This window comes from Anoxybacillus sp. (assembly GCF_036834105.1).
In the GTDB taxonomy this organism is placed as follows: domain Bacteria; phylum Bacillota; class Bacilli; order Bacillales; family Anoxybacillaceae; genus Anoxybacillus.
Genome location: NZ_DAITON010000010.1, coordinates 1 through 25,768 on the forward strand (window position 1 = coordinate 1; position 25,768 = coordinate 25,768).

The window sequence follows — 25,768 nt, forward strand, 5'->3', positions numbered from 1 at the left end:
ATCATTTGTTGACGAATGCTGCACATATAATTCCCAATCGTCAACTGGAGGATACATCATCACATATATGTTAATGACATGAAGCTGGCGGCGAAACTGTTTCCTTCGCCATTCATCGACAGCAATAAGCGCACGTTGTATATCGCGTTTTAACGATATGCCCCAATCGATGTCCGCGCGAACGAGGCGAACGAGGGGCGCTTTTCGCTCGCGCGTGGACTGTAGCCAAGCTTCTCTTTCGTCAGACGACAAATAGACGATTTCATGATCTGCTTTTAAAAGTTGGAACATCATTTGCCAATATACAAAATCAAAGCGAATGCTCAACCTTCCCTCTCCCTTCGCTATTATACCCCTCTTTTACCATACTCTTTTACAAAGCGCAACTATTTGTACTTTTGTAAAAATAATGTGGGCATAAGGCGATGGCGAATGAACGGAATAGACATCCCCCATTGCACAAGCCGCTTTCGAACAGATTCCCGTTTCAATACTTCATTCAGTAACCGATAGCGAAACCGATAAAGAACTAGTACGGCAAGTAAGGTGAAAATCCATGTTCTCCCATTCAATATGATCAACCTCCTCGTTTTTACCGTTCCCTTTTCAAAACGAAATTATAAAAAGGTTGCCTCATGATGAGACAACCTATTGTAATCCAACACGCTTCATAACATCTTTTAATACAGTTGCTGAATGAGTAAATTTTTCCTTTTCTGTCTCATTCAATTGCAATTCGACAACTTCGCGAATGCCGTTGCGATTGACGATCGCAGGTACACCAATGTATATATCGCTTTGTCCGTATTGACCTTCTAAATAAGCGGATACGGTAAGAACGCTATTTTCATTTTGTAAAATCGCTTTTGTCAAACGAACGAGACCCATAGCAATTCCATAATATGTCGCACCTTTTCGCTCAATAATTTGATATGCTGCGTCACGCACATTCACAAAAATTTGATCTAAATCTTCTTGTTTATATTCAGTTTTCTCTTTCATCATATCAGCAATGGGGCGGCACCCGATAAATGCATGACTCCAAACCGGCAACTCTGTATCTCCATGCTCACCAATAATATAAGCATGCACATTGCGTGTATCGACATGGAAATATTCACCTAACAAATAACGAAAGCGAGCTGTATCTAAAATCGTACCTGAACCGATAACGCGCTCTTTTGGTAAACCTGAAAATTTCCATGTAGCATATGTCAAAATATCAACAGGGTTTGTCGCAACGAGAAAAATACCATCGAATCCACTCGCCATCACTTGATCAATAATATTCTTGAAAATTTTCGTATTTTTCTCCACCAAATCTAGTCTTGTTTCCCCCGGCTTTTGATTTGCTCCAGCTGTTAACACAACGAGATCTGCATCTTTGCAGTCTTCATAATTTCCAAACCAAATTTTCGTTGGCGACGGAGCAAACGGCATGCCGTGGTTTAAGTCCATCGCATCTCCTTCTGATTTTTCTTTATTGATATCAATAAGTACTAGTTCTTCTGTTACCCCTTGGTTTAAAAGTGCGAACGCATAACTTGAACCGACAAAACCTGTCCCGACTAAGACGACACGATTCACTTGATTAGACATTGTTCTTCCACCTTTCGTTTATGTTATTTTACAATATGTGCATTGTTTATCTGTTTCACACTTACATTGTACACTGTTTCACAAAGTTTATAAGGCATGAATTATTAACATTTTGTTAATTTTTTCACCTGTATGATATGAAAACGCTTATACTGTTTTGTTATTCGCTTTCACAAACGATAATTCCTTCATTCGTAATGACGATTTGAACAGGAATGTCATGTGTTTCGACCGGTAGGGTAGAAACAATTTGACAGTCGTACGAGAGAGAGACGGTATCGTTAGAAAAGTCTACTAAATATCGGTCGTAATATCCTCCTCCGTAGCCAAGCCGATACCCTCGGCGAACGAAAGCGAGCCCCGGAACAAATAACAGTTGTATATCGTGCTTTTGCACTTCTTGCGTTTTTTCCACAATCGGTTCATATAAATCAAAAAAAGAGCGTTCTGTTTGTTGAAACGAGCAAATTTCTCGAAATATCATTTGTTTCGTCCGCACGTCGCATTTTGGAATCGCAACTTTCTTTCCCTCTTGCCATGCCCGTTCAATAATGGCCATTGTATCCACTTCGGTTTGCCGCGATATCGTTATGCCAATTACATGTGCTTTTTTCCAACTATGTTGCTGAAATAGTATGTCGTGAATGATTGTTTCTTTTTTCTTACGCTCTTCTTTTGTCATATGTAAAATACGTTGTTTCATCTGCTGTCGCAATAATTTCTTATCCATTATCCTTCCCCCTCTTTCATAAAAAAATAAGCAACAGGAGAAAGTTCCTGCTGCTTACTTCGTTTCACGATGAAGCGTTGCTTTTTTGTCTCGTGGGCAATATTTTTTCAATTCAAGACGCTCCGTATTGTTGCGCTTGTTTTTTGTTGAAATATAGTTGCGTTCGCCGCATTCTGTGCATGCTAACGTAATATTTACACGCATCGTTCTTTCCCTCCAAACAAAAGTATTATAATCACACCTTTCCATCATATCATTTTTTTTAAACAAATTCCATATGAATTTTATACGTTTTGATATTGCCGAATTTTCTTTATATAGTATTTCGTATATTCTTTTGCCTTTTGAGCATTTGCCGCTTGTGAATAAATGGTCAACGTCGGTTCATCAAGCTTCGGTAAAATTAACGTCCATGCCCCGTCTTCGTGATATACTTTCATTCCATCTGTAAAATCAACCCGCTTGTCGCTTGCGTCTTCTAGCAACTTGCGCATCACAGCAGCACGTTCATTCCATGAGCAATACACATGACGACACGATAAATGGATCGTCGGAATGGACGACAAAATGGCGCGGAGGGAGCAACGTTCAATCACTAACAAGTGCAACAGTTGTATGCACGCATATAATCCATCAAAATAAAAATGAAACGGTTCATGATGATGGGCAAAAAGAAAGTCTCGTCTCGTATCTTTGACATAAATTATCTCGCCATGTAAACGTTCTGCTAGCGTATGCAAAACGGACGGCGCCCAAGAAGGAACTGCTACTTTTTTCGTTTCACTAAACAAAAGGGATACTAATACATGTAAAGCGATGACTTCTTCATTTGTTAAAGCCATTCCTCGCCCGTCAAAAACTCGAAAACGTTCTCCAAAATGATCAAACGCAATTCCAAAATGGGCTTGTGTCTTTTGTATTTCGTCCCTCATGTACTCCTCATCTTGATCTGCTGTCCAAATTACTTCAATAGCGAACGACTGAAGCGTATGTTCAATCACTTCTCGTAACAAAGGGGAACTACACACAACCACTTTCCATTGATCTAATGAGGAAAAAGAAACCCATTGCCGCAATGCGTGAACGTACATATCATCGTCTTCTTTTTGTTCGATTGCTTTACCGATATAAGTCATTGACATATAACGAGTTTGTTCATATCCCATTTGCTGTTCAATCGCTTGCTCCTCTTTTCGAGCGATGGGATAGCCGTATTCATCGTATATGTCAATTGTTACTTCATCATGTTCATTTGTAGCGATAAATATGCCTCCTTGATAACGCTTATTCGAGATGATATACCGAAAAGCAGGCAAATATGCTCCGTCATATACATTTGTGTACATACCATACATGTGCAAACATTGGGCAAATAACGTGCTAATCGTTTCAGAAAGCGGATGATCGTCAAAACCGATTAATATACAGCTTTCCTTTTTATATAAGTTGCTATATGCTGATGCAAGCTGCACAATGAGTGACGGCTGCACATCAGCTGCCCGTATTTTCATTCCCCGCTCACTAAACGATGCTTTCATCTGTCGTTCTTTCCATACGATCGCCTCCTTTACCCTCGTTTTTTCAGCAATCGTTTTATTCGGCCAAATTTTTGCTGAAGGTTGTACTTTTACCTTATTTTCTAATTTACACTTCGTTCCAATGACCGCGTAATCAAATATTTCATTTTTTTTACCGATGTACACATCGTTCGCCACGATCGCCCCTCGCAATTCACTTTGCTGATCTACATACACGTCCGACCAAACGATCGAGCGTTTTAGCGACGCATACTTTCCAATGAATGAACCGGCACCAATGACTGTGTAAGGACCAATCAAGGCATGTTGGTCAATACATACATCATCCCCAATAACAATCGGTCCCTCCAACTTTGCCCCTGGCGCAATCTCAACCCGCTCACCAATCCATACTCCAGGCGCAATTTCCCTATAATGCGGTGAAACGAAATGACGATTCATGAAGTCGATATGTGTTTGATGGTATTGTTCAATGACACCAATATCAGACCAATACCCATCTGCTTGCCATCCGTATATCGGATATCCGTTTTGAATGAGATGTGGAAAAATATGTTGACTGAAATCGTAAGGTGGGTGTTCTGGCATATGATCAAAGATGGTTGGATGACAAATGTAAATGCCTGTATTCACTAAATCGCTACATACTTCATTCCATTTTGGTTTTTCCACAAAATGAACTATTTTTCCGTGTCGATCTGTTACAATTCCACCGTATGAAAGAGGAATAGCTTCGTGGTGCATAAGAACGGTAGCTATTGCTTGTTTGGAGAAATGAAAGTCTAGCGCTTGTTGCAGATCAATTGTTGTAATTGTATCTGCGCTGATCACAACGAACGTATCGTCTAAAAAAGATTGCGCATGTTTCACGCTTCCTGCCGTTCCAAGTGGTATGTCATCTTCAAAATAATGAAGCCGCACACCGAACCGCCGCCCGTCACCAAAATAGCGAACAATCTCGTCACTTAAATATTGAACGGTTACAGCAATATTTGTAATTCCGTATCGTTTTAACCATTCAATACTATACTGCATCACTGGTTTGTTCATAATCGGCACGAGCGGTTTCGGAACATGGCAAGTTAAAGGGCGTAGTCGCGTTCCTCTTCCCCCCGCCATAATGACCGCTTTCACAACGTATCCCCCCCAAGTGAAAGCACACTTTTTTCCATCATATCATGACAATCATATTCGGACAATATACGAAAATTGTCGATTTTACGTAAAAATGATGCATGACAACTACATTCCTATGTATAATAAAATGGGGTGAAAAGCATGATCGAATATACATTTGTTGGCCTTGTTTCTTTTGCTGCTTTACTGTTACTTATTTCTTTTTTCCAAAAAGACAGCACGAAAGAAGTAGAAGAACAAGTAGAACAACTGACATTGTCCACCATGCAACAATTATATGAGATCAAAAAACGAGTTAAAGCGATAGAAGAGGAATTGCTGATTGGGAGCGAGCCGTTTTCAAACGAACAACAAATATGGAACTTATATAAGCAAGGGTGGACAAAAGAACAAATTGCTCGGAAACTGAATATGCCGATCGATGAAGTGAGCATAACGATCGCGAGGAATGAACGATGAGAAAAACAACACGTGCATTTGCGGCTGGCATATTGTTTGCTACAACTATGTTGGCTATCGTTTATAACATGTATGTCGACGATAAACACATAACGAAACAACAATATGAGCAGCTTATGGCTGAACGAAACAAGCTGGCTGCTGAGCTAGAAAAACGAAAAACAGAAAAAAGAAACACGACATCCTCTCCAAAACAAACGTACATTTATACGTTAACGATCGAAAAAGGGGAAACGAGTCGAGACATTGCTAAACGCCTTGAGCAAGCTCGCATTATTGATAATGCACAATCCTTTTTAACATACCTTGATACGCATCAGTTGACACGCGCTGTGCGCCCCGGAACATACGTCATTACAAGCGATATGTCGTATGAACAAATTGCACACCAAATAACAAAATAAGGATGTCCACGCACGTACGTGGGCATCCTTTTTATTTAGTCATTTAAGTCATAATGTTTCCCTTTTACTAAATAAAACACGTTTTCAGCGATGTTTGTTGCATGATCAGCAATGCGCTCGATGTAGCGAGCAGTAAAAGATAGTTGTGTAATTTGTGACATGGCGTCAGGATGGGCCTTCGTCCGCTCAAGCAGTTCACGAATCGTCTCCCCATACAAACGATCGACTTCATCGTCCATATCTGCCACTTTTTTAGCTGCAATAACATCCTCTTCATAGTACGCTTTTAACGTTAATGAAAGCATATTGACTGCTATATTATGCATTTTTTCTAACTTATTTAACGAAATCACAAACGGCTGTTCTCCAATTCGAATCGCCGATTTTGCAATATTTACCGCAAAATCTGCTATGCGCTCAACATCTGTTGCAATTTTAATGGCCACGATAATACGACGTAAGTCAATGGCAACTGGTTGCTGTTTCGCAATTAATAAAATAGCGAAATCGTTAATTTCTTCATCAAGCAAATCGATTTTTGCATCATTTTCAAGCACTTGTAGCGCTAAATCGTTATTTTTCGTTTTCAATGCTTCAAATGATTGTGTTAATGCAATTTCTGCTAAGCTTCCGAGCTGTAACAATTGATCGCGCAACGTTTGTAAATCGTAATCAAATTTCTCACGTACAGCCATTGAACCACACTCCCCCTTTTTGTATTTTGAAAAAATCGTGCGAGTACGCTCGCACGATTTTTTTATCCAAATCGTCCCGTAATATAATCCTCTGTTCGTTTGTCATCTGGATTAGAAAATAATTTATCTGTATCGCTATACTCGACGACTTCCCCATTTAAGAAAAAGGCGGTTTTGTCGGAAATACGCGCAGCTTGTTGCATATTATGCGTAACGATAATGATGCTATAATTTTTCTTTAATTCTTGAACGAGTTCTTCTACTTTTAATGTAGAGATTGGGTCAAGCGCAGACGTTGGTTCATCCATTAAAATGACATCCGGCTCAATCGCTAAACAGCGGGCAATACATAAACGTTGTTGTTGCCCGCCTGATAATCCGTACGCATTCGTGTGCAAACGATCTTTCACTTCATCCCAAATTGCCGCACCACGCAAACTTCTTTCGACAATCTCATCTAAAATTTTCTTATCACGAATGCCGTGAATACGTGGTCCGTACGCTACGTTATCATAAATTGATTTCGGAAAGGGGTTTGGCTTTTGGAATACCATTCCCACTTGCGTACGCAATTCCTCGACGCGATACGATTTGTCGAAAATGTTACGGCCACGATACGTAATCTCCCCAGACGTACGCACACTTGGTACAAGCTCAATCATTCGGTTTAACGTCTTAATGTATGTCGACTTTCCACAGCCTGATGGACCGATAATAGCTGTTACTTCATTTTCGTAAATATCTAAATCAATATTTTTTAGCGCATGATGTTCGCCGTACCATAAATTTAAATTTTTCGTGCGATACACTGCGTTTTTTTCGCTTCGTTCTTCAGCTTGCTTATTTTTACGTTCTTTCACAACTGTTAATTCCATGGATAAGTTCCCCTTTCAACGCGCAATTAATAACGTTTTTGAAACTTGTTGCGAATGAAAATGGCAATCGAGTTCATAAAGATGAGCACAACGAGCAACACGACAATTCCGGCAGCTGCGACGTTTTGGAAATCAGCTTGCGGACGCGACGTCCAGTTGTAAATTTGCATCGGCATGACAGTAAATGTATCAAGAATGCCGCGTGGCAAATACGCTAAAAACGTCGGAATACCTAAAACGACAAGCGGCGCGGTTTCACCAATTGCACGTGACAGCGCCAAAATGCTACCTGTTAAAATACCAGGAATGGCCGCTGGAAGAACGATGCGATAAATCGTCTGCCATTTCGTTGCCCCCATACCATACGATGCTTCGCGCAATTGATTCGGCACGGCGCGAATAGCTTCTTGCGCTGCAACGACAATGACAGGAAGAACGAGCAAACTCATCGTCAAACCTGCTGCTAAAATGCTGCGCCCTAGATTTAATTCGCGAACGAAAATCGTCAAACCAAGCAAACCGAATACGATCGATGGAACCCCTGCTAAGTTTGAAATGTTCGTTTGGATAAAATCAGTAAAACGGTTTTTCTTCGCATATTCCTCAAGGTAAATTGCCGTTCCGACTCCAAGGATGAGCGAAACAGGAGCAACGATTACCATCAACCAAAGTGAGCCGACTAATCCCGCTTTTATCCCTGCGTTTTCAGGACGACGAGACGGGAAATTATTTAAAAAGTCAACATTTAACCAGCCAATTGCTTGAGTGAATATCCGATATAGAAGGACGACGAGAACGATTAAGCCAAATAATGTCGCCAAGAAAAATAAAAATTTCAACACGTTGTTGCGCAACAGACGACCGTTCATGTATTGAACGACACGTTGTTTGTCGATTAATTTTTCCATGATTAGTACTCCTCCCTAAAGCGACGAGAAATGTATTGCGCAAGTAAGTTCATAGCCAATGTAAACACGAATAACGTCATACCAACAGCGTAAATGCTGTAATATACCGTTGTTCCATAACCTGCATCTCCTGTAGTCACCTGTACGATGTAGGCTGTCAACGTTTGAATCGATTTCGTTACGTCGAATGTAAATACTGGAGATGAACCACCTGCTACTGCTACAATCATTGTCTCACCGACAGCGCGAGAAATGGCAAGCATAAACGATGCCGCAATACCTGACGTCGCTGCAGGAAGGACGACTTTCAATGCCACTTCTAGTTTTGTCGAACCAAGACCGAGCGCCCCCTCACGAATTGAATTCGGTACGGAACTCATCGCATCTTCAGACAAAGAAGCAACCATTGGAATAATCATAATTCCCATGACAATACCTGGGCTTAACGCGTTAAAAATCCCTAAATTAGGAATAACTTTTTGTAAAAGCGGTGTAACAAACGTTAACGCGAAAAATCCATATACGATTGTCGGGATTCCCGCCAATACTTCTAATATCGGTTTCAATACTTTCCGTGCTTTTTCAGACGCATACTCACTCAAGTAAATCGCTGAAGCTAAGCCGATCGGAATCGCTACAAGCATTGCAATTGCTGTCGTTAAAAGCGTTCCTGTCACGAGCGGAGCAATACCGAACGATCCGTTTTTTTCATCCCATGGAAGCCACTCTTTACTCGTTAGAAACTCTACAATAGATACTCGCTCAAAGAAAATAAATGTTTCAAACAATAACGTAAATAAAATGCCGATCGTCGTTAAAACAGAAATGGTTGCTGTCAACAGTAACAATTTTGGCATTAACCATTCAATAAACTGCTGTCCGTTTTGTTTTTTCTTATTCTCTCTAATCATTTCACGGACAGAATATGAACGATTCCCATCTGTCATCGCCATAATGTGAAAACCCCTTTCCAATTTCATGGAAAGATGAGAAGCGACGATGCGGTCGCTTCTCATCCCACTTTTATTGTTATTTTAACCCTTCAATCTTTTTCAACTGCTCATCGTATTTCTCTTGTGGAAGCGCGACGTAACCAACTTCTTCAGCAAACTCTGCACCGTTCTCTAATAAAAACTTCGCAAAGTCGTACACTTGCGCTTTTTCTTTTAATGATTTCACACTAACATACGTAAATAACGGACGCGAAAGTGGTGCATACTCGCCGCTTTGAATTGTTTCATGCGTCGGTTCAACTGGACCATTTCCGCTATCAATTGGTACAGCTTTTAATTTATCTTTATTTTCGATGTAATACGCAAATCCGAAGTAACCGAGAGCGTTTTTATCGCCTGCAATTCCTTGCACAAGCACGTTATCATCTTCAGATAATTGCGCTGTTTTATTTAACGGTTGTCCATCTAAAATGACTTCATCGAAATAGTCGAACGTCCCAGAATCGTGTCCTGGCGAGAACAACTTAATTTCTTCGTTTGGCCACTCTGGACGAATGTCCGACCATTTTACTTTGTCATCGCCGTTTACTGCACCTGAAGCAAAGATTTTCTTTAACTCATCGACTGTTAAATAATCAACCCAGTCGTTATCTTTATTCACTAAAATCGAAAGGCCATCAAATGCGATTTGAAGTTCCTCAAATTGAATGCCATTTTTCTCAGCAGCTTCTTTTTCAGCATCTTTAATTGGACGAGAAGCGTTTGAAAAGTCTGTTTCTCCCTTCGTAAACTTTTCAAATCCACCGCCCGTTCCGGACAAACCAACAGATACTTTCACATCTGGCTGTTCACCCGCATACGCTTCAGCGGCTGCTTCAATAATTGGATAAACGGTTGATGATCCGTCAACAACAACGTTTCCGCTTAACTGTTCTCCACCATTTTCTCCGCCTTGCTCAGCGCTATTTCCACCACATGCTGTTGTGAATGCTAATACAGCGCTTGTCATTCCTGCGAGTGCAAACCATTTGTTTTTCTTCATCTTTTGATTTCCCCCTACTTTTTCATTCGTTTTTGTCCTACGTGTTATAGCATAATGGAAAGGTATTAAATTCGTTTTAACGAAATGTTAAGCTTTTGTAAATTCGCTTTCTTCTATCTTTCCATCGTTTGTTCATCATTATGCAACGATTCGGTAGAGGATTGTTCATTGGTTTGCCGCTCTTTTTTTAATTCAAAATACGCATCTAAAATTTTTCTCCCAATATAGTTATTGATCGGATAATGGTTTTTTGGATTTTGATATACCCATGGCACAACGACAGCGAACGCGACTTCGGGATTGTTGTAAGGCGCAAAACCAACTAACGTTAAATTATACGTTTGTGCCATTCGGCGCGATTGAATCGGTCCATCATAAAACGCTTGGGCTGTTCCTGTTTTTCCGGCCGGGTCATAAGGAGCATTAGCGAAAAACGCGCGCGCTGTTCCGTTTGAACCGTGCATTACACGGTAAAATCCTTCTCGCACACGCTCAATATATTCTGTTTTCATATCGACGCGATTTAACACTTTCGGTTCAAACGAATAAATCACATTTCCGATTTGATCTTTTTCGCTAATTGGTTCACGAATTTCTTTTACAACATGTGGCTGCACGCGATATCCACCGTTAGCGATCGTTGAAACATACTGAGCCATTTGAATAGGTGTGTATACATCAAATTGTCCGATTGCCAAGTCAAGCAAATGCCCCGGGAGCGTACTTTGACCAGGCCATCCGATAATTTCTCCTGGCAAATCGATCCCTGTTTTCACACCTAAACCAAATTGATTAAAATAACGGCGCATAATAGAAAACGCCTCTTTTTTAATCGGCAACGCTTGATGCGGACGATACGTAGAACCTGCGATCGCAATAGCTGTTTTAAACATATAAACGTTCGATGACATTTCAAGCGCTTTTAAGTCGTTCATTGGGCCAGGTCGAATGCCACTATGCGACTTTTTCGTCGGCGTTCCTTTAATATATAGCGGCTCATCAACTAACACCGTTCCCGGACGAATGACACCTGTTTGAAAGCCGGTTAAGACGGTAGCCCCTTTGACGGCTGATCCCATCGCATAAGCGGATGTAATCGTTCCTAAAGCATAATCTTTCAGCACAACTTTTCCATTTTCATCACGTGTATATCGTTTTCCAGCTAGCGATAAAACTTCCCCTGTATGTGGATCCATCATGACAACAAAGGCGCGATCAAGCAATTCAGTCCCACTCCGACGCTTCATCGTCGTTAATTCTTCCTCGATAATTTGCTCGACCCGTTTTTGCAATTCCATATCGATCGTTAAAACGATATCTTTTCCACGCTGTCCTTGCGATATCTCAATCGTTTCAATAATGTTTCCAGCTTTATCGGTTACGTTTTTTATTTTTGCTTTTTGTCCGCGCAATACATCTTCATATTGAGCTTCAATATAACTTTTTCCAACGCGGTCATTTCGGCTGTAGTCGCGCGCTAAATAGTAGTCAAGCTTTTCGCGCGGCAATCCTTCTTCTGATGACGTAATGTTTCCGAGCACTGTGCGAAACGTGTCACCGTATGCGTAATGACGATTCCAATCTGTCGTCACATCTACACCGGGCAGCTCTTCTAAATGCTCGCTAACGACTGCATACTCTTCATCCGTTACCCCATCATTTTTAATCATTTGCGGCGTTAGTGCGTAACCGCTGTTCATTTCCCGAAAAATAGCAACAACCTCAAGTTCTTTTTCTTTAATCCATTTTACATCTTCTTCCGTAATGCGCTCTAGTTGCAATCGATAAATGTCCTTATCTTTTAATTTTTTATCCCGAAACTGCTTCCATTCTTTTTCTGTAATTTTCGCCTTAGCCTTTTCTTCATTCGTCAAAATCCAATAGTCTTTTATATCTCGTTCTGTCACACGATCCGTCGGCTTTTCAATGTATGTCGCTAGCTTTTTGGCGATGTCAATCATTTCTGAAGGCTTTGTTGTTTGTGTGCGTGTGTACGTAATCGCATGAAGCGGTTCGTTATCGACAACGACTTGGTAATTGCGGTCATAAATTTTTCCGCGCGGTGCCGGTGTATTCACTGTGACGTTTTCCGTTCGTTCTACTTCTTTCCGATATTGTTCACCGTAAACAATTTGAATAACGCCTAATCTTAAAATAAGAGCCGAAAACAGTAAAAATACGAAAAAAAACAATACGTTTAACCGAAACGGCAACTGCATTCTTTTTTTCTTTTTCTTTACTTTTTGAGCTTGTTGTATTTGCTTCAAAACGAGCGAGCACCTCCTTTACTTGCTCCTTCCTCATTGTAAAAGAAACGCTCGCAAATTTCTACATAGAAAGTCGAATGCGCCTTACAAAAAAGTAAATAATGAAATGCCCGGATCCAACAATTAACATTAGCAGCGGGATCGCCTCTTTTGCTTCAAATAACGTAATAGCTAGTAAAAATAATAAAACAGATGTGGCACGCCCACCGTTTAAAAACAATTCCCGTACAACAATGTATTCAATTCGCCACTCTTTCGCATAATGGCTTTGTCCAATGACGTCAAATGTAAGCGACAAATATGGAACGAGCAAAATCGGGTATCCGATCGCAATGAGCGCACCGTATACGATCAGTTTGAAGTAGGATAAATCGAACACGAGCAAAAATACAGAAGCATATAATAGCACGCCACCAAATAAAATGGCGCGCAACCGCCATCGTTTGTTTATACATTTTGAGGCAAACGAGTACGTAAGAAACGAAACGATCGCATTGACGAAGCCAAATACACCGAGTGCTTTTTCCGTTCCTGTTGCTATAAATAAAAAAATCGAAACGATAAACACGAACGTCCCTTCCCGAAATCCTTGAAAGAAATGGGCGTTTGTAATCATCCTCCAATTTTTATTTTTCTTCCGTTCAGCATATGCACATCGCAACATGAAACGGCCTGCCGATCGTCTCCGATGTAGAAAAAAGCTACATACAACAGCTGCAATAAATAAACATAAAGAGGATAAAAAAATGGCCATATACCCGGTAAACTTCTCGCTCGAAGCGATGACCCAGCCAGCAAGCGGCGGGCCAACCATCCCCGCCACAGACGTCATCGCTCCGAGCAACCCGTTAAATAAATCGCGTGTACTCGGCTCGGTAATTTCAAATGTTAATACGTTAAATGCTAGCCAATAAAAACCGTAACCAATACCGAGCAACCCGCCAAGTAAAAATAAATGGTTCATCGCCCGATCCCCGCTAAATAAGACAACTAAAAAAAAGAGCGCTAAAAACGTGACGCCCATCCGTAAAACGATCACTCGGTCAACTTTTTTAGCGATTTGCCCTGCAACAATAAACGCAAGCGGCTGCCATGTCACAATAGCTAAATTGTATATACCTAGCGCATGGAAGCTATTCACTTTTTTCCAAACATACACGTTTACAAACGTATTGGACAGCGCGATGCTGAGAGCATACAGTCCACCGATCGCCAATAACAAAAACAACTGTCGATGCGTGCGAATATGCAAAACTATTCGTTTCCATCTATTCATAGGCAAACTCCCTTTCTTGACAAGTAGTTTGCCTACTCTTTTACAGTGATATACAAAAAAGAGCCCGACAAAATTTGTCGAGCTCTTTTTCATTATTTCGCTGCCGCGTAACGTTTTGCAACTTCGTCCCAGTTCACTACGTTCCAAAATGCTGAAATGTAGTCAGGACGGCGGTTTTGATATTTCAAATAGTACGCATGTTCCCACACATCTAATCCTAAAATTGGTGTTTTCCCTTCCATAAGTGGTGTGTCTTGGTTTGGTGTGCTCGTCACTTCAAGTTGGCCGTTATGAACGACAAGCCAAGCCCAACCAGAACCAAAACGTGTTGCAGCTGCTTTTGAAAATTCTTCTTTAAATTTTTCAAAGCTGCCGAACGTGCTGTTAATCGCCTCTGCTAATTCACCTGTTGGCTCACCGCCACCATTTGGCGAAAGAATTGTCCAAAATAGTGAGTGGTTTGCGTGTCCTCCACCGTTATTGCGGACAGCTGTACGAATGCTTTCAGGCACTGCTTCTAAATTGGCCATTAACTCTTCGATTGTTTTGTTTTGTAACCCTGGATGTCCTTCAAGCGCCGCGTTTAAGTTAGTGACATACGCATTATGATGTTTCGTGTGATGAATGTTCATCGTTTCTTTGTCAATATGTGGTTCCAATGCGTCGTACGCATAAGGCAATTGTGGTAATTCAAATGCCATGCTTCATTCCTCCTCTTCATTATGTAATCATTCACTAATGAAACTTATTTACACGTTTAACAAACAGAAAAGTTTCATAAGTGAACCTACTTTAAGAGTACCAAAATGAAGCGAATGTTTCAAATTATTTGCAAAAAAACCTCGCCAACTTGCTCAGCGAGGCAAATGGACCCTGCAGGACTCGAACCTGCGACCAGACGGTTATGAGCCGTCCGCTCTAACCAGCTGAGCTAAGGGTCCGTCATATTCGATGGTAATTTTATCAAAAAAGTAACCTATCGTCAATACGTGCAAATGGTGAAACAAAATGGTTGTGTAGCGAACATAAAAAGAAGTAGAATGGGAAATGATGACGCGTAAACATGAAAAGGATGTGAATGTTGATGTGGAGACGATTGTTACAAAGCCTTTATTCCCCGGTACATATTGCGCGCTTTCGCTTTCATCCGATCGGAAAGGCGATTAGCTACGTATTCTTTTTATCGCTTATTGCGACGTTGCCGATCGCCATTTATTTCACAATGAGCATAAACAAAATGATCGACTCAACGCATCAGCTACTTAAACAAGAGCTTCCTTCATTTGAGGTCATAAATGGAAAACTGACATCAAATGAAAATGAACCAATCGAACGAACGCATCCGGACGTAACGATTTTATTCGATAGCACAGGTACGCTCACCACAGCTGATGCAACACGCTACGTCAATGCTGTTGCATTTTTAAAAGAGGAGCTTGTACTTGTCGCCAATGGACATGTGCAATCATATCCGTACGCTTTCATGCAAGTGGATCGATTCACAAGGGAAGATGTATATGAGTTCGCTCGGACACTACAATCGCTGCTTCCTATTGTCATCGCACTATCGTTTCTTGTTCTGTACTTTTTCACATGCACGAGTAAATTTCTTTACGTTACCGTTCTTGCATTTATCGGCCTTATTTTTCGCGGAACATTAAATAAGCGCGGAACGTATCGCCATATGTGGAGCATATCCGCTTACTCCATCACGCTAGCAACAATTTTTTTCGCCGTTATGGAAACGTTGCAAATCGTTGTACCTTATGCGGTCGCTTTAGACTGGTTTGTTTCTATAACGATTTTGTTCGTCTCCATTAAAGAACTCCCTTCTATAAAAGAAGCAGGCTGATGCGCCTGCTTCTTTTATACTTTAAATGTAGAGGTAAGCGTTGATAATGATTGCGATAATTCATTTAATCGCTCACCAACACGATACATATCATTCATTTGTTTTGTTTGGTCATGAGAAACAGACATCATTTCTTCTGCACTTGCTAACGTTTGTTGGGCAACAGAAGCAAATGCCATGGTGACCGTTTCAATCATCGGCAACAATTGCTGAAACTGTTCTAGCTCCCCCTCCATTTCAGCAACGTTTCGGTTGACGCGCTGAATCTCTGTTAATAAACGGTCGAATGAGCATTTTGCTTCATTTGCAGATGTGAGTTGATGTTGCAAGTGCGTCATCATGCCTTCAAACTGATTTGTCGCATAAGTTGCTACTTCCTCCATCGCAAAGATGGACGATGTAATTTCCCCCGTTGCTTTCGACGCATGCTCTGCTAATTTCCTTACTTCCATAGCAACGACGGCAAATCCTTTTCCAGCCTCACCGGCGCGCGCGGCTTCAATTGTTGCATTAAGCGCCAATAGCTTCGTTTGTTCAGCAATTTGTCGGATGACATCCACAACTTTTGTAATCGACGTCGAATGATGTTTTACGCTTTGAATCGTATCGTTTACTTTTTTAAACTCTTCAGCGAACGAATGAATGTCAGTAATTAAATGCGTCAGTCGCTCCTCCCCACCTCGCGAAGACATATTCATATCTTTAGCGCTTCCCGAAATGTTTTGCACGCTTGTTAATAAACGTTCCATTCGTTTTTTCATCTCATCTACACGATAAATGCTTTCATCTGAAGCACTTGCCGTTTCTTCAGCCCCTTGTTTCACAGTTGCAATGGCTGCCATAAGATGATCGTTCGACTCCATCGCATGCTGCGAAACGTGCCCTAAATCGCCACCTGTCATCGTTAACTGCTTTGTCATTTCATTCATTTCGCGAATCATATTTTTCATATTCATTAACATGCGTTGAAAACTGCGCGAAAGCGAGTCCACTTCCGGCGTCGTTGAATAAATATGTTCATCAACCGTTAAATCACCGCGTGACAGCCGGCTCATCGCATGGCGAAGTTGAGCAATCGGTCTCGTTAGCCCACTCACGAGCCATTTAATCATGAATGCAGAAATAATAACGCTCACAGCAATAGCTATGATTGTCAGCTGTGCAAGCTGATGAATGGGCTTCATAAATTGTTCATTCGTTACCGCTATCACATAAGTTCCTTTTAACTCTTGAATCGTTTTATATGCAAACGTATATGTTTGCCCGTCCCATTCCATATGCGAAACACCGTTTTTTTGTTTCACAATCGTTTCTTGAAGCGATGTTGGTACATCGAGCTGTTCATTTCGCTCAAATGTTTTTACTTTTCCTTCACGAATGAGAAAAATATGTACAGCCAACCCGTCTTGCATAAGCTCAGCTTTTTGTTGCTTAACGGTAGAACGTAAGCTTTTTTCAAACAGTTGTTCATTTCCTGCATGAATGTACATAAGATTACGGGCCACATCAAACATCATCTTTGCTTCTCGTTCCAAACGATTTTCGATCGCTTTTACTGTCGTTTCCTTTGCCTGATGGTATGCAATCACCCCGACGACGCTTAATGAAGTAATCAATACGCTAAAAAATAAGATAAATAAACGATTTTGTAAACTAATTTGAAGTAACCATTTTTTTACTTTTGGTGATGATTGGAATGTAGACATATTCATATGTTTTCTAATGTATTGTACATACCTTTTTATTTGTGCGCCCACCGCACATCCCCCCTTCGACAAATACAGACAAAGAATACCAAAAAGATATCAATCATATGTTAAGCCATTGTAAAACAATGTAAAGCATATGTAATTTTTACGCATACATCGATCAGACAAGCCATATGGATAAATAAGAAAAGGAAAATGGGGGAATATCATGAAAAAGCTTCTCATTCTTTTTATGCTCGTTGCCATATGTGCCATTGCGTATCATGATGTCACAAAAGGAACGATTCATACAATTCATGCAGAAAAAACGGTCAAACAAACGAACGAGCTTCCATATCGCGAGGTTACCGTTCAACGTGGCGATACCCTCCTTTCGATCGCCGAACGTGACACGGATGGAAAGTTGCCGGTATCCATTCATCAACTTATTGCAGATTTTCAAACGCTCAATCCCCATGTCAACGCCCATTCACTTCAAGTCGGGAAAACATATCGCATTCCATACTATAAGCGGAAATAGCAAAAACATTGTCAACAAACGAGAAACATTGCTACAATAAAAAATGATTTGATTAATACGTTAAAGGAGCGATTGACGCGTGGGTGAAATCATTCATCGTTCAAAAACCCGCCCTGTTCGCGTTGGGAACATTACAATCGGCGGGAACAACGAAGTCGTCATTCAAAGTATGACGACGACAAAAACGCATGATGTAGATGCAACTGTTGCACAAATCCATCGGTTAGAAGAAGCTGGGTGCCAAATCGTTCGCGTCGCTTGCCCAGACGAGAGAGCAGCCGATGCGATTGCTGAAATAAAAAAACGTATTCATATCCCGCTCGTTGTCGATATTCATTTCGACTATCGTCTCGCTTTAAAGGCGATTGAAAACGGCGCGGATAAAATTCGTATTAATCCCGGAAACATTGGCAAGCGTGAAAAAGTCGAGGCGGTCGTTAAGGCAGCAAAAGAGCGCGGAGTACCGATTCGTATCGGTGTCAATGCTGGCTCGCTCGAAAAGCGCATTTTAGAAAAATACGGGTATCCAACTGCAGATGGTATGGTTGAAAGTGCTTTGCACCATATTCGCATTTTAGAAGACCTTGATTTTGAAGACATTATCGTTTCACTCAAGGCTTCCGACGTACGCTTAGCCATTGAGGCGTACGAAAAAGCAGCTCAAGCGTTCGACTATCCACTTCATCTCGGCATTACTGAATCCGGTACGTTATTTGCAGGGACAGTAAAAAGCGCTGCAGGGCTTGGAGCGATTTTAAGCAAAGGAATTGGCAACACCGTACGTGTATCTCTCAGCGCTGATCCTGTCGAAGAAGTGAAAGTGGCGCGGGAGCTGCTGAAAGCGTTCGGTCTCGCTGCAAATGCGGCAACGTTAATTTCTTGTCCAACATGCGGACGAATTGAAATTGACTTAATTCGCATAGCAAATGAAATTGAAGAATATATCGCAAAAATTAAAGCACCGATTAAAGTCGCTGTGCTCGGTTGTGCAGTAAATGGACCGGGGGAAGCGCGCGAAGCGGACATCGGCATTGCAGGGGCTCGCGGAGAAGGATTATTGTTTCGCCATGGAAAAATCGTTCGCAAAGTACCTGAAGAAACAATGGTTGAAGAGTTGAAAAAAGAAATCGACAAATTAGCGGAAGAATATGCGTCGAAAGGAAAACAAAAATAAGAGGGGCGTACCCCCTCTTATTTACCAAAATCGAACGAAAAAGCTTAAAATGATGGAGACAGCACCGATTCCGATCGCCCAAGCCCCTAACGTCTCTGCCCCTCGACGGCGGGCGATAAATCCGAAAATAATGCCGGCTGCTCCCATAATGACTGGCATAAGAAAAAGGGAAACAATCGATAAAGCAAGTGCGAGCCAGCCGACTCCGCGACCGTTTTCTCCACGATCTACTTCTTTGTCAGAAAATCGAATCGGCTCTGCGATTTCACCTGCTGTTTCCTCCATAAAGTCTCTTTCTACATTTGGAACCGTGTCTATTCGTGTGTTGTCATACAATCGCTCACGTTCATTGTCCATGACAATTCCCTCGCTTTCGTGAAATGAGGAGCACTATTATTATGGAGTAAACGAAGCGGCATTATAGATGTTACTTTATGTCAGTGATATAATGGGCGAGGAAACTGCATCATAGAAAGGGGAAACTATATGTTCAAACGGCGATTTGGCATCGATATTGACGGGACGGTCACATGTCCAAGTACATTCATTCCATATTTAAATGAGTCGTTTCAAAAAAATTTAACGCTCGATGATATTACAGATTACGACTTAGTTCCTTTTTTAGACACAACAGAAGAAAAATTAAATGAATGGATGGAACAATATGAACCGATCATTTACAGCGAAGCCCCTCTTGCCAATGGAGCATTAGAGGTCATCAACAGTTGGAAGGATAAATACGAACTGTATTACATTAGTGCACGTGGTCGCCACTTATACGACATTACAGAAAAATGGTTTCGAAAACATGGTGTGCATTATCACCATATCGATCTTGTCGGTTCGCATGACAAAATTGAAGCAGTAAAAAAGTACAACATCGATATTTTTTTTGAAGATAAATACGACAATGCTTGTGACATTGCTGAACAATGCCATATTCCTGTCATTTTATTTGACACGCCGTATAACCGCGGTCCACTCCCAGAAGGCGTCATTCGCGTGTATCATTGGAATGAGGCAAAGGAAAAGGTGGAACAATTAGTTACAACAACAAGCTGACACTATACATCAGCTTGTTGTTGGCATGATGGACACATTCCGTACACTTCGAACTTATGACCTGAAATGGTGTATCCTTGCAAATCTTCGGATAATTCGTTCATCGGACACGTCACCAGCTCTTTCGTTTTTCCACATGACATACAAATAAAATGATGGTGATGGTGGTGCACATTGCACGTAAATCGAAAACGCTTCTCTCCAGAAAGCTCCGTCATTTCTAAAATACCTAGCTCGACAAACAGTGCTAAATTGCGGTAAACTGTATCAAAACTGAGTCCTGGGTACCGTTCTTTCATGACATCAAGTACATCTTTTGCTGTTAAATATTTTTCCGTCTGCGCGAACAATTGTAACATTTCTTCCCGCTTTCCTGTATACTTAAATCCCCTTTTTTTCATTAACTCAAGCGCTTCAGACACGTTCATGCTTCTTCATCCTCTCTTCCACTTTTTCCACATGATCGCACCAATTAATATGAAAACAGCTAACAATACAATCGTTCCACCGGGAGCTAAATTTAAGTAATACGAGAGAAGCAAACCCGCAATAACGGCAAGTTCGCCGAATAATATGGAAAAACATAACGCTTGTTTAAATCCTCTAGCAACCCGAATACTTGCCGCCACCGGAAGCGTCATAAGTGACGAAACGAGTAAAATACCGACAATTCGCATCGAGGCAGCAATGACGAGCGCAACTAACACGATGAAAATAAAATGGAGCGCTTTTACTTTTACACCTGATGCTTGAGCATACTCTTCGTCAAATGATAAAATAAACCATTCTTTATAAAACAATACAATTACTGTAAGTACAATTAAAAAAATCATCCCGATCGTCCATACGTCCGCGCGGCTTACTGCGCTCACGCTTCCAAATAAATACGAAAACAAATCGGTATTAAATCCATCGGCAAGAGAAATGAAGATGACACTTAGTCCGATGCCACCAGATAAAATAATCGGAATAGCTAACTCTTGATAATGTTTATATACGGTGCGCAATTTTTCAATAAATAATGAGCCTGCAACAGAAAAGGCCATTCCGATATAGATTGGATTTAATGTTGTTGTCGTTAAAATTTTTTTTTGCACAAGCAAGCTGGCGGCGATCCCTGCAAGCGTCACATGACTTAATGCATCAGCAATAAGCGACAAACGTCGAACGACAATAAACACCCCTAAAAGAGGTGCGATAAAGCCAATGAATATCCCGACAATGAACGCATTTCGCAAAAACTCATACTGAAATAATGCTTCTAACATGCATATCGTCCCTTTCTACACATGGTCATGGGCGAGCAAATGGAGGTGATGACCATAAAATGATGCTACATCTTCTGTCTTTAGCTGTGCGAACTGCTGCACACTTCCATGAAAATGTAAATGTTTATTTAAACAAGCAACATGTGTCACTTTTTCCGTAATTGTCCCAATATCATGCGTCACAAGAAGTAATGTCATATGATGTTGTTTATTTAATCGCTCAAGCATGTCATAAAAACTTTGTACGTGATGTATATCGACTCCAACAGTCGGCTCATCTAAAATTAAAAATTCCGGTTGCGACACAATGGCGCGAGCAATAAACACACGTTGCTGCTGCCCACCCGAAAGTTCACCAATGTTCCGATTGATGAACGGGCTCATACCGACTGCATCGATCGCTTCATATACTGCTTTTTCATCGCTTTGTTTAAATCGGCGAAATAAACCGAGCTTCCCGGTCAAACCGCTTGCTACAACTTCATACACCGTCGCGGGAAATCCTGTATTAAAACTGTTTGCTTTTTGAGATACAAAGCCGATTTTATACCAATCTTTAAACTGTTCAATCGGTGTGCCGAATAAAAAAATGCGTCCTGCCTGCGGCTTTAGCAATCGTAAAATACATTTTAACAACGTTGATTTCCCTGAACCATTCGGACCAACTAAACCGACGAAAGCACCTTTTGGAATGCGAAAATCGATATGTTGCAATACATCCTCATCGTCATATCGAAACGATACGTTCTCCATACGTAAAATATCATCCATTGCTTAACCACCTTAATTCAAAATGATTCCGATTCATCAGTAAGTATAACGCATTTATTCTCATTAATGAATAGCGGACTTAAATTTCGCGCCGCGCACTTCTTGCGTATTCATAATGGTAATAAAGGCATTTGGATCAATTTCATATACAATCGACTTCAATTTCGTCACTTCTAGGCGTGTGACGACTGCATAAATGACTTCTTTTTGTTCATCTGTATATCCACCTTTCCCCATTAGCTTTGTCGTGCCGCGTCCGAGTCGATTCAAAATGGCATCCGATACTTCTTCATAGCGATCCGACACGATAAATACCGCTTTTGTTTCATCTAACCCTTGAATGACCGTATCAATCGTTTTAAAGGCAATGTAATATGTCAAAACAGAATACATCGCTTGTTTCGGTCCAAATACAAATGCCGCCCAAGTAAAAATAAAGACGTTCGTAAACATGACAAATTCACCAACAGAAAACGGTAACTTTTTCGTCATTAAAATACCTAAAATTTCTGTTCCGTCTAACGAACCGCCATGTCGAATGACAAGTCCTACACCTGCACCAAGGATAGCGCCACCAAATACTGTTGCTAAAATGGAATCTGTTGTGAACGGGGATACATGATGAAACAAGCGCTCCATAACAGCTAAAACAACGATAGAATAAAGTGAGGAAAGCATAAACGTTTTTCCGATTTGTTTATAACCAAAATACATAAATGGTACGTTTATCAAAATAACGAGCGTTGCAAAGTTTAACCATGCATCATTCGCAAGGATGCGATCAAGGATAAGGGAAATACCGATGACCCCCCCATCAATAATTTCATTTGGAACTAGAAACAACTCGATCGACAACGCTGCGAGCGTCGCACCGATTGTCATCATGACGACGCGATATAACAAGTGGCTTATTGTCTCTTTTCTGTGCTCCCTCTTCACCCGAATCTCCCCTTTCGTTTATTTCATTATACCATCGCACATCTCTTCCGTCTTTTTCATATCGTAAACAAGGAGGGATGTTTCGTGAATGTATATCATAAAATTGTCCAACATAAAATGAAATCGATCACCGCAAATGAGCTAATGATGTACGCAAAACAATACAACGTGTCGCTTTCAGCAAAAGACGCGGACATCATTATTCAAATGATGCGCGAAAAAACGATTGACGTGTTCAACGAACAAGCGAGAAAAAATTGGATTCGTGAACTTGCCCATCGCACGTCTCCACATCTTGCTAAACAGGCGAATGACTTGATCCGCCAATTTATACAGTAAGAAGGCTGCCTGTTGACAGCCTTCTACTCGGCAATTTTTTCACGAACATTTGGATCAAACTGTTGGGCACGTAACATCGCGATTTCAAATTGATATGGTGGTTTCGCAGCCGACTTTTCGCCAACATACGGTGTCTCTAAAATTTTTGGCACATGCATGAGTTGTGGATGATGCACAATATAATTTAATGCGTCAAAGCCAATATGACCGAAACCGATGTTTTCGTGGCGGTCTTTGCGGCTTCCGCACGGATTTTTACTATCATTAATATGCAGTACTTTCAGACGATCAAGCCCGATGATACGATCAAACTGTTCCAACACACCATCGAAATCATTGACAATATCATATCCGGCATCATGCGTATGGCATGTATCAAAACAAATAGATAATTTGTCGTTATAAGCGACACCGTCAATGATTTTCGCCAACTCTTCGAAGCGGCTTCCACATTCCGACCCTTTCCCGGCCATTGTTTCTAACGCCACTTGCACTTGTTGCTCACGTGTGATCACTTCGTTTAATCCTTCTATAATTTTAGCAATCCCAGCCCCAATTCCTGCACCGACATGTGCACCAGGATGAAGGACGAGCTGCTTAGCGCCAATTACTTCCGTTCGTTCAATTTCCGAGCGCAAAAAAGAGACGCCAAGCGAAAACGTATCCGCATTGATTGTATTACCAATATTAATAATGTATGGGGCATGCACAACAATTTCATCAATGCCGTGCGCTTTCATATGTGCAATTCCTTGATCAATGTTTAACTGTTCAATCGGTTTGCGCTTTGTGTTTTGCGGTGCCCCTGTGTAAATCATAAATGTGTTTGCCCCGTAAGAAACGGCTTCTTTACTTGCAGCTAATAACATCTCTTTTCCGCTCATCGATACGTGTGAACCAATTTTTAACACCCTATTCTCTCCCTTATTTCTTTTTCGCTCTTTGTTTTTTCAGTTGCTCACGTAATTTTTTCTTATACCCTGGCTTTACTTTCTTTTGCTTTTTCGCTATTTTTTCCACAAGTTGCTCAACTTCATCAACTTTTTTCTCTCTTTTACGGCCGTTCCATGCATCAAGCTCGATCCATTCCCCATGACGCAAGTCGCGATGGAGAAACTGAATCCCTTTTTTTTCTAGCTTCACAAGCGCATGTTGATCTGATGCTTCATAAATCGTCGTTGCAATCCCAGCATAGCCAGCACGTCCTGTGCGACCCGCACGGTGAACATAAAAGTCTAAATCCGTCGGCAGCTCATAGTTTATGACATGGCTGACGCCTTCAATGTCAATGCCTCGCGCTGCCAAATCTGTCGCAACAATATATTGAAATTGCAAGTCACGAATGGCCTTCATCGTCTTTTTCCGCTCACGTGGTGTTAAATCGCCATGTAGCACACCTACTTTTAATCCTTTTTCAATTAAGCCTGCCGCCACTTCATCAGCTGTTTTGCGCGTATTTGCAAATACGATAGCTAAATATGGATTATAACTAATTAATATATCGTGTAAAAGCTGCAAACGGTCGCGATGGCGAAGCGGAACAAGAATATGTTCAATCGTCGACGCTGCTACTTGTTTCGGAGCGATATGAATATGAGTTGGGTTCTCCATATACTTTTTCAAAAAAGGCTTAAGTTTTTCGGGAATCGTCGCGGAAAAGACGAGCATTTGTAAATCTCCAGGCATTCGTCCTGCCACTTGATCGACGTCCGTAATGAACCCCATATCGAGCATGACATCCGCCTCATCAATAACAAGCATGCGGGCAGTATGAACAAATAAAGCCTGTTCACGAACGAGATCATAAACGCGTCCTGGTGTACCAATCACAATATGAGGTTGTGTTTTTAATTTTTCAATCGCTCGCACCTTATCCGTCCCACCGACAAAACAGCGCGCTGTAATTCGATAATCATCTGGACAAAATTTCGTAATTTTTAACACTTCATGATAAATTTGTGTTGCTAACTCACGAGTCGGTGCTGTAATGACTGCCTGCACTTCTTCCACATGTGGATCAATACGCTGGATGATCGGCAATAAATAAGCATGAGTTTTTCCTGTCCCTGTTTGCGACTGACCGATGACGCTTTCCCCCCGCAACACTGCGGGAATGACACGCTCTTGAATCGGTGTCGGTTTATGAAACTGCATATGATGAATCGCTTCTATAATAAACGGATGAAACGAAAAACGTTCAAACACGATTTCTCATCCCCTTTCTTATTCAGTAAAAAAATAAACCAGTTAC

28 protein-coding genes, 1 tRNA gene and 1 pseudogene are annotated in these 25,768 nt (G+C 41.2%); 7 read left to right on the plus strand and 23 right to left on the minus strand.

Annotated features, from left to right (window positions below; genetic code table 11):
- The 6 genes and pseudogenes from V7Z64_RS02110 to V7Z64_RS02135 all read right to left on the minus strand — a co-directional run.
- Positions 1 to 327, minus strand: a pseudogene (locus tag V7Z64_RS02110) (rhomboid family intramembrane serine protease); the annotation flags it as partial.
- A gap of 59 nt (positions 328 to 386) precedes the next feature.
- Positions 387 to 572, minus strand: a complete 186-nt coding sequence (locus tag V7Z64_RS02115; RefSeq protein WP_297989217.1) for a hypothetical protein — start codon at positions 570 to 572, stop codon at positions 387 to 389.
- Positions 573 to 648: 76 nt separating this feature from the next.
- Positions 649 to 1,599: an L-lactate dehydrogenase gene (locus V7Z64_RS02120; RefSeq protein WP_297989220.1), complete on the minus strand. Its 951-nt coding sequence runs from the start codon at positions 1,597 to 1,599 to the stop codon at positions 649 to 651.
- 160 nt (positions 1,600 to 1,759) lie between these two features.
- Positions 1,760 to 2,329, minus strand: coding sequence for a 5-formyltetrahydrofolate cyclo-ligase (locus V7Z64_RS02125; RefSeq protein ID WP_297989221.1), 570 nt, complete (start codon positions 2,327 to 2,329; stop codon positions 1,760 to 1,762).
- 54 nt (positions 2,330 to 2,383) lie between these two features.
- Positions 2,384 to 2,533: a 50S ribosomal protein L33 gene (rpmG, locus tag V7Z64_RS02130; RefSeq protein WP_003394001.1), complete on the minus strand. Its 150-nt coding sequence runs from the start codon at positions 2,531 to 2,533 to the stop codon at positions 2,384 to 2,386.
- Positions 2,534 to 2,613: 80 nt separating this feature from the next.
- Positions 2,614 to 5,001 carry a sugar phosphate nucleotidyltransferase gene (locus V7Z64_RS02135; protein WP_297989230.1) on the minus strand — a complete coding sequence of 796 codons (2,388 nt, stop codon included), beginning with the start codon at positions 4,999 to 5,001 and terminating at the stop codon, positions 2,614 to 2,616.
- 144 nt (positions 5,002 to 5,145) lie between these two features.
- On the opposite strand from V7Z64_RS02135, the gene V7Z64_RS02140 reads away from it, so the two are divergent.
- Positions 5,146 to 5,463, plus strand: a complete 318-nt coding sequence (locus V7Z64_RS02140) for a hypothetical protein (protein ID WP_297989233.1) — start codon at positions 5,146 to 5,148, stop codon at positions 5,461 to 5,463.
- Positions 5,460 to 5,867, plus strand: a complete 408-nt coding sequence (locus V7Z64_RS02145; RefSeq protein WP_297989235.1) for an endolytic transglycosylase MltG — start codon at positions 5,460 to 5,462, stop codon at positions 5,865 to 5,867. Before V7Z64_RS02140 ends, V7Z64_RS02145 begins: the two co-directional genes overlap by 4 nt.
- A gap of 35 nt (positions 5,868 to 5,902) precedes the next feature.
- On the opposite strand, the gene phoU is transcribed toward V7Z64_RS02145, so the two are convergent.
- From phoU to V7Z64_RS02190, 9 genes are all read right to left on the minus strand, one after another.
- The gene (phoU, locus tag V7Z64_RS02150; RefSeq protein WP_297989237.1) at positions 5,903 to 6,562 is read right to left on the minus strand and encodes a phosphate signaling complex protein PhoU; all 660 of its coding nucleotides are present in this window, start codon (positions 6,560 to 6,562) and stop codon (positions 5,903 to 5,905) included.
- Positions 6,563 to 6,624: 62 nt separating this feature from the next.
- Positions 6,625 to 7,437, minus strand: coding sequence for a phosphate ABC transporter ATP-binding protein PstB (pstB, locus tag V7Z64_RS02155; RefSeq protein ID WP_297989239.1), 813 nt, complete (start codon positions 7,435 to 7,437; stop codon positions 6,625 to 6,627).
- Between the two features lie 26 nt (positions 7,438 to 7,463).
- Positions 7,464 to 8,345: a phosphate ABC transporter permease PstA gene (gene pstA / locus V7Z64_RS02160; RefSeq protein WP_297989241.1), complete on the minus strand. Its 882-nt coding sequence runs from the start codon at positions 8,343 to 8,345 to the stop codon at positions 7,464 to 7,466.
- Positions 8,346 to 8,347: 2 nt separating this feature from the next.
- Positions 8,348 to 9,298: a phosphate ABC transporter permease subunit PstC gene (gene pstC / locus V7Z64_RS02165; RefSeq protein ID WP_297989243.1), complete on the minus strand. Its 951-nt coding sequence runs from the start codon at positions 9,296 to 9,298 to the stop codon at positions 8,348 to 8,350.
- A 76-nt stretch (positions 9,299 to 9,374) separates the two neighbouring features.
- Positions 9,375 to 10,340 carry a PstS family phosphate ABC transporter substrate-binding protein gene (locus tag V7Z64_RS02170; protein WP_297989245.1) on the minus strand — a complete coding sequence of 322 codons (966 nt, stop codon included), beginning with the start codon at positions 10,338 to 10,340 and terminating at the stop codon, positions 9,375 to 9,377.
- Between the two features lie 113 nt (positions 10,341 to 10,453).
- Entirely contained in the window at positions 10,454 to 12,607 is a 2,154-nt protein-coding gene (locus tag V7Z64_RS02175) for a peptidoglycan D,D-transpeptidase FtsI family protein (RefSeq protein ID WP_219985079.1), read from the minus strand.
- A gap of 61 nt (positions 12,608 to 12,668) precedes the next feature.
- Complete coding sequence (locus V7Z64_RS02180) at positions 12,669 to 13,883, minus strand: MFS transporter (RefSeq protein ID WP_297989248.1); 1,215 nt, start codon at positions 13,881 to 13,883, stop codon at positions 12,669 to 12,671.
- Between the two features lie 92 nt (positions 13,884 to 13,975).
- Entirely contained in the window at positions 13,976 to 14,584 is a 609-nt protein-coding gene (sodA, locus tag V7Z64_RS02185) for a superoxide dismutase SodA (RefSeq protein WP_297989250.1), read from the minus strand.
- Positions 14,585 to 14,750: 166 nt separating this feature from the next.
- Positions 14,751 to 14,824, minus strand: a tRNA-Ile gene (locus tag V7Z64_RS02190).
- A 137-nt stretch (positions 14,825 to 14,961) separates the two neighbouring features.
- Between V7Z64_RS02190 and V7Z64_RS02195 the strand changes: the two genes are divergently transcribed.
- Positions 14,962 to 15,735 carry a DUF1189 domain-containing protein gene (locus tag V7Z64_RS02195; protein WP_297989252.1) on the plus strand — a complete coding sequence of 258 codons (774 nt, stop codon included), beginning with the start codon at positions 14,962 to 14,964 and terminating at the stop codon, positions 15,733 to 15,735.
- 14 nt (positions 15,736 to 15,749) lie between these two features.
- On the opposite strand, the gene V7Z64_RS02200 is transcribed toward V7Z64_RS02195, so the two are convergent.
- Entirely contained in the window at positions 15,750 to 17,492 is a 1,743-nt protein-coding gene (locus V7Z64_RS02200) for a methyl-accepting chemotaxis protein (RefSeq protein WP_297989254.1), read from the minus strand.
- A gap of 160 nt (positions 17,493 to 17,652) precedes the next feature.
- Here V7Z64_RS02200 and V7Z64_RS02205 point away from each other — a divergent pair, with 160 nt between their 5' ends.
- Both V7Z64_RS02205 and ispG read left to right on the plus strand, forming a co-directional pair.
- Positions 17,653 to 17,964, plus strand: a complete 312-nt coding sequence (locus tag V7Z64_RS02205; protein ID WP_297989256.1) for a type IV pilus assembly protein FimV — start codon at positions 17,653 to 17,655, stop codon at positions 17,962 to 17,964.
- 79 nt (positions 17,965 to 18,043) lie between these two features.
- Complete coding sequence (gene ispG, locus V7Z64_RS02210) at positions 18,044 to 19,138, plus strand: flavodoxin-dependent (E)-4-hydroxy-3-methylbut-2-enyl-diphosphate synthase (protein ID WP_297989258.1); 1,095 nt, start codon at positions 18,044 to 18,046, stop codon at positions 19,136 to 19,138.
- A gap of 21 nt (positions 19,139 to 19,159) precedes the next feature.
- Here ispG and V7Z64_RS02215 read toward each other — a convergent pair whose 3' ends face one another.
- Positions 19,160 to 19,495: a hypothetical protein gene (locus V7Z64_RS02215; protein ID WP_003393962.1), complete on the minus strand. Its 336-nt coding sequence runs from the start codon at positions 19,493 to 19,495 to the stop codon at positions 19,160 to 19,162.
- A 129-nt stretch (positions 19,496 to 19,624) separates the two neighbouring features.
- Between V7Z64_RS02215 and V7Z64_RS02220 the strand changes: the two genes are divergently transcribed.
- A complete protein-coding gene (locus V7Z64_RS02220) occupies positions 19,625 to 20,200 on the plus strand; it encodes a hypothetical protein (RefSeq protein WP_297989262.1) in 576 nt (191 codons plus the stop codon).
- A 2-nt stretch (positions 20,201 to 20,202) separates the two neighbouring features.
- On the opposite strand, the gene V7Z64_RS02225 is transcribed toward V7Z64_RS02220, so the two are convergent.
- The 4 genes from V7Z64_RS02225 to V7Z64_RS02240 form a co-directional block, all read right to left on the minus strand.
- Positions 20,203 to 20,628, minus strand: coding sequence for a Fur family transcriptional regulator (locus V7Z64_RS02225; RefSeq protein WP_297989264.1), 426 nt, complete (start codon positions 20,626 to 20,628; stop codon positions 20,203 to 20,205).
- A gap of 6 nt (positions 20,629 to 20,634) precedes the next feature.
- Positions 20,635 to 21,468 (minus strand): metal ABC transporter permease, encoded by an 834-nt coding sequence (locus V7Z64_RS02230; RefSeq protein ID WP_297989267.1) that lies wholly within the window; start codon positions 21,466 to 21,468, stop codon positions 20,635 to 20,637.
- A 15-nt stretch (positions 21,469 to 21,483) separates the two neighbouring features.
- Positions 21,484 to 22,239, minus strand: coding sequence for a metal ABC transporter ATP-binding protein (locus V7Z64_RS02235; RefSeq protein WP_297989269.1), 756 nt, complete (start codon positions 22,237 to 22,239; stop codon positions 21,484 to 21,486).
- 63 nt (positions 22,240 to 22,302) lie between these two features.
- Positions 22,303 to 23,124, minus strand: coding sequence for a YitT family protein (locus V7Z64_RS02240; RefSeq protein ID WP_297989314.1), 822 nt, complete (start codon positions 23,122 to 23,124; stop codon positions 22,303 to 22,305).
- Positions 23,125 to 23,262: 138 nt separating this feature from the next.
- Between V7Z64_RS02240 and V7Z64_RS02245 the strand changes: the two genes are divergently transcribed.
- Positions 23,263 to 23,517 carry a DUF2624 domain-containing protein gene (locus tag V7Z64_RS02245; protein WP_297989272.1) on the plus strand — a complete coding sequence of 85 codons (255 nt, stop codon included), beginning with the start codon at positions 23,263 to 23,265 and terminating at the stop codon, positions 23,515 to 23,517.
- Between the two features lie 23 nt (positions 23,518 to 23,540).
- Here V7Z64_RS02245 and V7Z64_RS02250 read toward each other — a convergent pair whose 3' ends face one another.
- Together V7Z64_RS02250 and V7Z64_RS02255 are read right to left on the minus strand one after the other, a co-directional pair.
- Positions 23,541 to 24,428, minus strand: coding sequence for a deoxyribonuclease IV (locus V7Z64_RS02250; RefSeq protein ID WP_297989274.1), 888 nt, complete (start codon positions 24,426 to 24,428; stop codon positions 23,541 to 23,543).
- Between the two features lie 13 nt (positions 24,429 to 24,441).
- Positions 24,442 to 25,722 (minus strand): DEAD/DEAH box helicase, encoded by a 1,281-nt coding sequence (locus V7Z64_RS02255; protein ID WP_297989276.1) that lies wholly within the window; start codon positions 25,720 to 25,722, stop codon positions 24,442 to 24,444.
- Positions 25,723 to 25,768: the final 46 nt, after the last annotated feature.